At 46.1% G+C, this 9,416-nt stretch carries 8 protein-coding genes; 4 read left to right on the forward strand and 4 right to left on the reverse strand.

Annotated elements, in window-relative coordinates:
- Nucleotides 1-2 precede the first annotated feature (2 nt).
- Together F8H35_RS06185 and trmFO are read right to left on the reverse strand one after the other, a co-directional pair.
- Entirely contained in the window at nt 3-1,214 is a 1,212-nt protein-coding gene (locus F8H35_RS06185; RefSeq protein ID WP_472572665.1) for a LysM peptidoglycan-binding domain-containing protein, read from the reverse strand.
- Entirely contained in the window at nt 1,193-2,500 is a 1,308-nt protein-coding gene (gene trmFO, locus F8H35_RS06190; RefSeq protein ID WP_472572666.1) for an FADH(2)-oxidizing methylenetetrahydrofolate--tRNA-(uracil(54)-C(5))-methyltransferase TrmFO, read from the reverse strand. The genes F8H35_RS06185 and trmFO overlap by 22 nt, the downstream gene beginning before the upstream one ends.
- Before the next feature lie 179 nt (nt 2,501-2,679).
- Between trmFO and F8H35_RS06195 the strand changes: the two genes are divergently transcribed.
- Complete coding sequence (locus F8H35_RS06195) at nt 2,680-3,159, forward strand: LemA family protein (RefSeq protein WP_472572667.1); 480 nt, start codon at nt 2,680-2,682, stop codon at nt 3,157-3,159.
- A gap of 24 nt (nt 3,160-3,183) precedes the next feature.
- On the opposite strand, the gene F8H35_RS06200 is transcribed toward F8H35_RS06195, so the two are convergent.
- A complete protein-coding gene (locus F8H35_RS06200; protein WP_472572668.1) occupies nt 3,184-4,665 on the reverse strand; it encodes a hypothetical protein in 1,482 nt (493 codons plus the stop codon).
- Between the two features lie 16 nt (nt 4,666-4,681).
- Entirely contained in the window at nt 4,682-5,944 is a 1,263-nt protein-coding gene (locus F8H35_RS06205) for a phenylacetate--CoA ligase family protein (RefSeq protein ID WP_472572669.1), read from the reverse strand.
- A gap of 82 nt (nt 5,945-6,026) precedes the next feature.
- Here F8H35_RS06205 and F8H35_RS06210 point away from each other — a divergent pair, with 82 nt between their 5' ends.
- From F8H35_RS06210 to F8H35_RS06220, 3 genes are read left to right on the forward strand one after another with little or no spacing between them, the layout of a single operon-like run.
- Nucleotides 6,027-7,334: a phenylacetate--CoA ligase family protein gene (locus F8H35_RS06210; RefSeq protein WP_472572670.1), complete on the forward strand. Its 1,308-nt coding sequence runs from the start codon at nt 6,027-6,029 to the stop codon at nt 7,332-7,334.
- Complete coding sequence (locus F8H35_RS06215; RefSeq protein WP_472572671.1) at nt 7,334-7,777, forward strand: ACT domain-containing protein; 444 nt, start codon at nt 7,334-7,336, stop codon at nt 7,775-7,777. Before F8H35_RS06210 ends, F8H35_RS06215 begins: the two co-directional genes overlap by 1 nt.
- A gap of 24 nt (nt 7,778-7,801) precedes the next feature.
- Nucleotides 7,802-9,382 (forward strand): L-lactate permease, encoded by a 1,581-nt coding sequence (locus F8H35_RS06220; RefSeq protein ID WP_472572672.1) that lies wholly within the window; start codon nt 7,802-7,804, stop codon nt 9,380-9,382.
- Nucleotides 9,383-9,416 lie beyond the last annotated feature (34 nt).

Here is a 9,416-nt window from a genome sequence, read left to right on the forward strand (position 1 = left end):
CCTTAATAAACAATAAGATTTACTCCTCTGTAACGGAGATACGGAATTTCCTCGGGTTTGTCAAACGAGTCAACCATAAACCAATCTTTTTTTAGAGAGGAGATAAGAAGCCCCTCTATAACAAACTTTGACCTCTCCCCTTTAGTCCCTGGAGGTTCGTAGAGAACAAGCTTTACAAACTTATTTGCCATAGGAACTAAAGAGAGTATTGACTCAACGTCGTTGAGGAAGTTTCCTGTAAGGATGAAAACTTTATTACCCTGAAGCTCAAGTTCTGTTCTTCTCTCAGGCGTAATGTAATCGTAAACAACTGCAAGTTTTAGATCAGGAAAAACAATTCCTTCCGGAACCTTCTGTCCCTTTTTCCCGGTCAGCAGGTAGATAAGCTCTGATATCTTATCAAGCCCTCCGCCAGTCAAAATTTTTAACTCTCCCCAACCCTCTTTACTGTCAGGAACTTCAAATCGGGGCTCAACAACGGCAACGCCATAAGCTAACAGGAGATTTTTGAGTGTAGGCGGAGTATCGGGAGTAGTATTTATTACTGTTCTCTGACCTGTAAAACGATTGTAGGCAAGGTAGTCGTAGTGGTAAGTTAAAACGTCATTCTCTCCAATAATAAGAGTTCCATTCCTCTGAAGTGAAGAAAAGTTTGCAGAAATGGCAGATTCAAGAACTTTATTGAGAGTGTTTTTATCTACAACTGTTATTCCCAATCCAGAAAGGAGTTTTCTAACTTTCTCTGGAATACCTGTAAAATCTAACAGAAATCTCTTTTCTCCAACGGTTACAAGAGGATTTTTCCTGAAAGAAATGTTTTTATCTCCTACAAAAAGATAACCCTCTCTGTTTATTTTCCCTCCAAGACGCTGGATGAGTTGAAGTTCTCTCTCTTCTTTTAACCTTTCAGAAACCTTGTGGGAAAGTTTAAGAGAGGGAGCTCCCTCTCCTACTGGAAGCTTTATCACCTGACCAGCATATATCAGGTTTGGATTCTTTATACTGTTAAGTTTGGCAATTCTATACAGTAAACGGCGGGGAATTTTAAAACGCTTCATTATCTTTAAAAGAGTGTCTCCTCTCTTCACTTTGTAAACAATAAATCTCTTTTCCATCTTTGGAGAAACCTGTTCTTTAACAACGCTTATCTGATAAGTTGCTCCACAAACGGTAGAGGAGAAGAGAGAAAGTATCAGGAGAGCTCTCTTAACCATCTTTCTAAATCCCTCAGTGCCCTCTCGGCAAGGTATTTTCTACGGTTAAGTTTACCCTTTATTCTCCGCTCAGGGGGAGGTAGAAGGCCAAAGTTTGCGTTCATGGGCTGAAACGTTTTAGGATCTGCAGTTGTAATGTACTTAAGGAGAGCTCCAACCATTGTGGTTTCTGGAGGGTAAACCGGCTCCCTGCCATCGGAGAGCCTTGATGCATTAAGCCCTGCAATTATCCCGGTAGCTGCAGACTCAGGATATCCCTCTACTCCTGTAATCTGGCCAGCAAAAAGAACTTTAGGGTTCTTCTTCAGCTGAAGAGTTCTTAAAAGTAGTTTTGGAGAGTTTATAAACGTATTCCTGTGGATACTCCCGTAACGGGCAAACTCTGCCTTTTCAAGGCCGGGAATGAGCCTGAAGACCCTTTTCTGTTCGGGGTACTTAAGCTTTGTCTGAAATCCAACAAGGTTTAAGAGGGTTCCTTCCCTGTTCTCTTTCCTCAGCTGAACAACGGCAAAGGGCTGCTTCCCAGTCCTCGGGTCAATGAGGCCAACGGGTTTTAAAGGACCAAACAGCAGCGTCTGTTTTCCCCTCTCTGCCATCTCCTCTATCGGCATACATCCCTCAAAGTAGCAGGCCTTTTCAAAGTCCTTAAGGGGAACCTTCTCAGCCTCCATAAGGGCGTTGTAGAACTGCTCGTACTCCTCCTCCGTCATCGGGCAGTTAAGGTAGTCGTCTCCTCCTTTCCCGTAGCGGGAGCCCCAAAAACACTTTGAGTAGTCAATCGTATCTGCGTAGACAATAGGGGAGATTGCGTCGTAAAAGTGGAGCTCCTCCTCTCCAAGGTATTCCCTGAGAAACTGAGAAAACTTATCTGAAGTTAAAGGTCCCGTTGCAACAACTGTTATTCCCTCTTCCGGAATTTCTGTAACCTCTTCTCTAACAATCTCTATGTTGGGATTACTCTCTATTTTTTCGGTTATGTAGTCTGAAAACTTCTCCCTGTCTACTGCCAGAGCTCCCCCTGCAGGAACAGCAGTTTTCTTTGCAGCCTCAACAACTAAAGAGCCAAGCTTCTCCATTTCAGCTTTTAGAAGACCTCTCGGTGTAGTTATGTCAATTCCGCCTAAAGTGTTTGAGCAGACGAGCTCTGCCAACTTGTCAGTTTTGTGGGCAGGGGTTGTCTTTTTCGGCCTCATCTCAAAGAGGCGAACCTTTTTACCCTCTTTCGCAGTCCTGTAAGCGGCCTCAACCCCTGCAAGTCCTCCACCTATAACGTTAATGACTTTCATATCTCTCCCTTTATTAGGAATTTGCCGGTATAAATTAAGTCCTGCCATGGAAAGTAAAAAGGCAGAGATTATCATAGCTGTTGTTACTATTATCTCCCTTTTGGAGCTTTTCCTTTTCGAGTTTGACCTAAGACTCCTCTTTACTCGTTGTCTTAATCCTCTACACGGTTTACAACAGGGTGCAGAAGCTAAAGAACGGAGCTGAGGCAACGTTTAACCAAATTAAGGTGGTATTGAAAAAGAGTTTAGACCTTATAAACCAGTTGGTTGAGTCTGTTAAGAGCTATGCAAACTTTGAGAAGGAAACGCTGACAAAAATAACGGAGCTCCGCAGATCCATTTTCAAAACTAACTCTCCAAAAGAGATTGAGAAGGCAGAGGCAGAATCCAAAGCAATTCTCGGAAACATACTGGCAACCTTTGAAAACTACCCTGAGCTTAAAACCTCAGACATTGCAAAAGACTTAAACAGGAGTATTCAGGAAGTTGAAGATGAAATAGCAAGGCTTCGGTACACCTACAACAACATTGTTCAGGAGTTCAACACAGCCCTTGACCTGTTTCCATCTGGAATTATCGGGAAGCTCTTTGGCTTCACAAAGCTTGAATATCTCCAGTTTGGAGAGGAAGTTGAGAAAAGACCGGAAATAAAGTGGTAGGGAGGGAAACCCCTCCCCGGAGCTTTAGAAGAAGTAGAGAACGCTTCCCTGGAACCTGTTGACAGTTCCGTCTCCGTAGGAATCTCCAGCAAAATCTGTATCTGGGTATTCAGTCTTGACCCTTAAATACTCTCCCATAAACCCTAAAGAGTGGGTAAGCCTGTAGAATGCGTTGGCGTAATACATTGTGTTCTTAAGCCTTGCAAGAACGGGATACTTGCCGTTGTACTGAAGGTCGTCGTTATCGGGGTTGTCAACACCGTAACCTAAATGGAAAATCCACTTGGGATCTGGCTTTAAGGTTACCTCTATCCATCCACCTTCAGCGTCAATCTCTTTTGCGTCAACAAGCTTAACGGTATCATGAACTATATTTTCATCAACGAGTTTTGTATTTAAGTAAAGGCTATTATCCTTAAGTTTTCTGTAAACATAGAGAACTCCTTGACCTACACCGCCCGTATACCATCCTCCAAGATTCTTTCCCTTCCAGATCTTTCCAGAAATCGTCAGCCAGGCCGTTGGTGAAATAGCCCCCTCCAAACCGTAGGAGTAAGTATCAAGGTTTTTCTCACTACCATCTGAGAGGGTAACCTGCTCCTTACCAACGTGACCTATAGCTCCAACGTGGAGTTTTACACCTCCAAGGTTGAAGTCGTAAGCTAACCTTCCCTGAAAATCAGGCCTTCCGGAGTTTGCTCCTGTATCAAGATAAGGCTTCATAACCGGATCAGGGTCTCCCCAAACTTTATCAAGGGCAAACTGTGTGGTCAGCTTGCTATTTTCAAACTTAAAGAGCTTTGTAAACCTTATCTGAGGAATACGGTAACCGATGTTACCCATCATGGCACCAGAGGGGAAGTTTGAAAGGTGCGGGTAGAGCTGAGTTAAAAGCATCCAGTCAAGACCTGCCCTTACGTTCCAGTCCTCTTTTCCAAACTGAATCCAGGCCTTCCTTACCCTTATGCCTGCATGGTTGGGGTTGTCATCGTTCTCGTCAACGTTACCGTAGAAGTCAAACTCAAAGTTTCCAAGTATGTTGTAGTCTCCCTCTTTCGTCTTTATGAGGAACCCAAAACGGCTGTGCTTAAAGTTAATGTTGAAGTCGTTATCGTTGCTGTGTAATGTGTAAGGGAACCAAATTGACATTACTTTTCCACTTGCATTTTCAGGAAGGGCAAAGAGGATAAAGTCTTTTCCAACGGCTTTTGAGTCTGAGTAGGCAGCGTCAATTTTGAAGTAGCCGTAGAAGTCAACGGCCTTTCCAGTTTTGCTCTTAAAAGAGGGAGCTCCCTTTCCCACCCTTACTGGAGCTCCCGCCAATTTGCTCCTTAAAATCTGAACCTCCTGCTTGAGCTCCCTGTTCTCCTCCTTAACCTGCTGGAGCTCCTGTCTCATCTGTTCAACCATCTGCTTCAGCTGTTCAACCTCTGGGTCTGAAGCCCTTGCAGGAACCAAAGAAGTAGAGAGCAGAACGGCAGTTGTTAGAAGTAGAGCTCTCCTCATTTCCCAACCTCCTCCTCTAATTGAACTTTTTAACCCTCACGGCCTTCCCTTCGCTCCTTGGTATCTCCCCCTTCTTCTTGAGGGTTACCTTTATGTGAAGGCCTAAAAGGCTGTAGATCTCCTCCTCTATCCTCTCCTTTAAGCTCTCATCCTGTCTCTCAGACTCAATAACAACCTCAACAGTATCTTTCCCCTCAACCTTCCCTATGATTATCTGGTAGTTGGGAAGAACCTCGGGGTACTTCATTATCACTTCCTCAACCTGTCTCGGGTAGAAGCAGACGCCCTTAACCTTCAGCATGTCGTCTGTTCTTCCCTTAATCCTGTCAAGCCTCAGGTGGGTTCTTCCGCAGTCGCACCTATCCCTTGAAACAACTTTTGTTATATCCCTGGTTCTGTACCTGATAAGTGGAAGTCCCTCCCTCGTTAATGTAGTAACAACAAGCTCTCCCTCCTCTCCATCTGGAAGAACCTCTCCCGTTTCGGGGTCAATGATCTCAACGATGTAGTGGTCTTCCCACACGTGGATTCCACTGTGGGCACTGCAGTCTATACCAAGGCCTACTCCTCCCGTCTCTGTCATCCCGATAATGTCAAAGGTCTCAATTCCCATTTCCCTCTCTATATAGCGGCGCATCTCATCACTCCAGACCTCTGCGCCGAATATTCCCACCTTAAGGTTTGTTTCAGAGAAGTCAAAACCCTCCTCCTTGGCAACCTCTAAAAGCCTTATGGCGTAAGAGGCTATACCTGCAAGGGCTGTAGTCCCAAAGTCTTTCATGAATTTTAGCTGTAAAAGGCTCCTTCCGGGGCCAATGGGAACCACAAAACAGCCAATCTTCTCTGCTCCGTAGTGGAAGCCAAAACCTCCGTTGAAGAGACCGAAGGAAGGGGTAATCTGGAGGACATCTGTGTAGTTGAGGCCTGCAGCGGAGAGACACCTTGCCATAACCTCTCCCCACTGCTCTACGTCGTTTGGGGTGTAGGGGTTAACTACCGGAGTTCCTGTTGTTCCAGAAGACATGTGAAACCTTACAAACTCGCACTTTTCACCGCAGGCAAGACCAAAAGGGTAGTTCTGCCTCAGATCCTCCTTTGTTAAAAAGGGCAGTTTTTTCAGATCATTTAAACTCTTTATATCCTTAGGCTCAACTTTTCCAATCTTTTCCCAGTACTTCCTGTTCTTCTCCTTTATCCTCTGAACCGTTTTCCTGAGCCTTTCAACTTGGATTTTCTCAAGGAGTTCCCTGTCTAACGTCTCAAGCCGCCTCTGGAACATCCCTCCTCCAAGATTTTGAAAACTCTAATAATAGCTAAATTTTATACAATATTTTCATACTCAACTGAAAGGGAGGTAGGGAATGTCCTTAAAGGAAAAGGACTACATGCCGAGGGAGGAGCTCCAGTCACTCCAGCTGAAAAGACTGAAGGAGACGGTAGAGAGGGCTTATCACCTTGTCCCTTTTTACAGAAAGAAGTTTGACGAGGCAGGGATAAAACCGTCAGACGTCAAGAGTTTAGAAGACCTGAAGAGACTTCCATTCACAACCAAGCAGGATCTAAGGGATAACTACCCATTCGGCCTCTTTGCAGTTCCGCTTGAGCAGGTAGTGAGGATTCACTCCTCATCTGGAACAACAGGAAAGCCCACGGTTGTAGGCTATACCAGACACGACTTGAGCGTCTGGACTGAGGTAATGGTAAGGACTTACCTGATGGCAGATGTGAACGAGAAGGACATCGTCCACAATGCTTACGGCTACGGCCTCTTTACAGGAGGACTGGGGTTCCACTACGGGGCAGAGGCAATTGGAGCTTCCGTCGTTCCTGCAAGCGGCGGTTTCACGAAAAGGCAGCTCATGCTCATGAAAGACTTTGGAGCAACTGTCCTCTGCTGCACCCCATCCTTTGCCCTTCACCTTGCAGAAGTTGCAAAAGAGGAGGGCTACAACCTGAAGGAAGACTTCAGGCTCAGGGCAGGATTCTTCGGGGCAGAGCCGGCATCTAAAGCGCTGAAAGAGACAGTTGCAGAGGAGTGGGGAATTCAGTACGTAGAAGCCTACGGCCTTTCAGAGATAATCGGCCCCGGCGTTGCTGCAAGCTGTAAACACGGGAATCTCCACGTCTTTGAAGACCACTTCATCCCGGAAGTTATTGACCCTGAAACGGGGGAAGTCCTGCCAGACGGAGAGGAGGGGGAGCTTGTCTTAACAACTCTGACAAAACAGGCCCTCCCGATGATCAGATACAGGACGAAGGACATCACAGTAATCCACAGGGAGCCCTGCCCCTGCGGAAGAACGATTCTCTACATAGAGAGCATCAAGGGAAGGGCAGACGACATGCTTATTGTCAACGGCGTAAACGTTTTCCCGTCTCAGGTTGAGCACGTAATCGCAAAGGTTGAGGGGGTAACCCCAAACTACGTGATTGTTGTTGATAAGAAGGGAGTTCTGGACAAGTTGGAAGTGTGGGTTGAGGTTGACGAGAGTATTCTAAAGGACGGCGTTGGAACGTTAGAGAGGCTTCAGAGGAAGTTGGAGGAGGAGCTCCTCAACAACCTCTACATAAACGCTAAAGTGAAACTTGTTGAGCCAAAAACCCTTGAGAGGAGCATGGGTAAGGCAAAGAGAATCGTTGACAGAAGACAGCTTGAAGGAGGGAGATAATGAGGGGAAAGTTTGCCGTTAAGCAGATATCTGTCTTTTTAGAAAACAGGAGGGGAAGGCTTGCAGACGTTGCAAGGGCTCTTTCAGAGGCTGAGGTAAACATAAGAGCTCTCTTTTTAGCAGACTCTTCAGAGTTTGGAATCCTGAGGCTGGTTGTGAACAATCCTGAAAAGGCAAGGGCAGTTCTCTCTGCAGAAGGGTTTGCAGCCAGCGAAACTGACGTTTTCGCCGTTGAGGTTGAGGACAGGCCCGGAGGCTTCTATAAAGTGGTCAAAACCCTTTCTGAAAACGGAATAGACGTTGAGTACACTTACGCCTTTGCAGGGGCTTCAAACAGGGCGATTCTCTTCTTCAAAGTTCCGGATTCAGAGTTTGACAGGGCGCTGGAGCTCCTCTCAAACGAGGGGCACAAGTTAGTTGAGGCAGCAGAGTTCTACACCTAAAAAGACCTTGTAGGGGGTGTCGGTATGGACTTCCTCATGGCAGTTCTTCCCATTCTAATAGTTCTAATTGGAATGCTCCTCTTTTCCCGCTCAGGGGTCTTTATGTCTGTTGTCGGCTGGGTATTTGCAGGGATTGTTGCCTGGCTCTACTTCAAAACGCCACTTTCAGTTGTTTGGGGAGCGAGTATTTACGGGATAGTTAAGGCCTTCGCAATTACGTTCGCCGTTGCATTTACTATGTTCATGATATTCCTCATGAAGGAGACCGGCGCCTTAGATGAAATCGTAAAAACGATACTCTCAATAACGAAGGACAAGGTCCAGCAGACACTCTTCATAGGAATGGGGTTTGGCTCTTTAGCAACATCCTTAGGAGTTGTAACTCCAGCCCTTTTCCCTCCCGTTTTCGTGGCTTTAGGGTTTACGCCGTTGGCGGCCGTTGCAATCTCAGTCCTCTGCTACGACCCACTTACTTCCTTTGCACTCCTCTCAATCCCAATAACCCTGCCTGCCCACGTTGCCTGGGGGCCCTTTGGAATTCACCCTCCTGGAATTAGGAACCTTGACCATTTCATCTGGAGCTTCACGCAACACATAACAGTATTCCTGCCGGTGGTCTCTGTAGGATTTGCCTTTATGATGCTCTACTTCGTTGGTGGATGGAAATCAATAAAGAAGCACTGGGTTGGCGGAACAGTTGCAGGCCTTGTTTTATCGTTAACTGCCCTACTCTTAGCTTTTACGAAAATCGTTCCCGTTGAGGTTATAGGAATAATCGCGGGCCTTACAACAATGGTTGTCTCTTACTACATGTACAGAAAGAACGGAGAAGGGAAGGTCAAGTTTGACACTGATTTCCTGAGAGCTGCCTCTCCATGGCTGTTCCTTTTTGCGTTCTCCCTCATAACCAACTACCCGCCGGTAAAGAAGTTCTTAGCTCAGCTTCCGGGAAACCTTGAAGTTTTAACAATTGCAGGAAAGCACGAAGACTTAAACATCCTTGCCCACGTTTACTTCTGGATTTTAGTTTCAATAATCGTCTCTCTGCCAATACTGAAACCTAACAGCCAGCAGCTCAGCAAGGCTTTTAACACCTGGATAAAGAGCGTCTGGAAACCGTTTATCGCCTACTCCCTCTTTTTCGCAGTTGCGTTCATAATGGCCTGGTCTGGAATGGACTTTGTAAACGGAAAGCTCCATCCAATGGCAAACTTTAAAGAGCTCAATATGGACTTTATAATCGGGAAAACCTTTGCCGACTGGTTTGGAAGCCTCTACCCGCTGATCTCTCCATTCTTAGGGCTCCTTGGGGCATTTGTAGGGGGCAGTGAAACTGCATCAAACGTTCTATTTGCAAAGATTCAGTACGGAGCTGTTGTTTCAACGGTGGGAGCTCCCGCCTTCATGGCCATCTACGGAGCTCACGCAGTTGCAGGGGGAATCGCAAGCGCCATAACTCCCTCCAAAGTGACAAACGCTGCCGCCTTGGTTGGAGTTAAAGGAAAGGAAGAGGGAGAGCTCCTCAAAACCCTGATTCTTCCCGTTCTGGCCTTAACCCTTTTCGTTGGAATTATGGTTCAGCTGATAGTTCTTCTGAGCAAATAGTCTGAAACTAGAGGCCAGTTTCTCGCTGGCCTCA

The sequence above is a fragment of the Thermovibrio sp. genome (assembly GCA_015488335.1).
Lineage (GTDB): Bacteria > Aquificota > Aquificia > Desulfurobacteriales > Desulfurobacteriaceae > Balnearium.

Coding starts and splice junctions, on each gene's coding strand:
- F8H35_RS06210 (WP_472572670.1), top strand. CDS start 6,027: ATGTCCTTAAAGGAAAAGGACTACATGCCGAGGGAGGAGCTCCAGTCA.
- trmFO (WP_472572666.1), bottom strand. CDS start 2,500: ATGAAAGTCATTAACGTTATAGGTGGAGGACTTGCAGGGGTTGAGGCC.
- F8H35_RS06200 (WP_472572668.1), bottom strand. CDS start 4,665: ATGAGGAGAGCTCTACTTCTAACAACTGCCGTTCTGCTCTCTACTTCT.
- F8H35_RS06215 (WP_472572671.1), top strand. CDS start 7,334: ATGAGGGGAAAGTTTGCCGTTAAGCAGATATCTGTCTTTTTAGAAAAC.
- F8H35_RS06220 (WP_472572672.1), top strand. CDS start 7,802: ATGGACTTCCTCATGGCAGTTCTTCCCATTCTAATAGTTCTAATTGGA.
- F8H35_RS06185 (WP_472572665.1), bottom strand. CDS start 1,214: ATGGTTAAGAGAGCTCTCCTGATACTTTCTCTCTTCTCCTCTACCGTT.
- F8H35_RS06205 (WP_472572669.1), bottom strand. CDS start 5,944: ATGTTCCAGAGGCGGCTTGAGACGTTAGACAGGGAACTCCTTGAGAAA.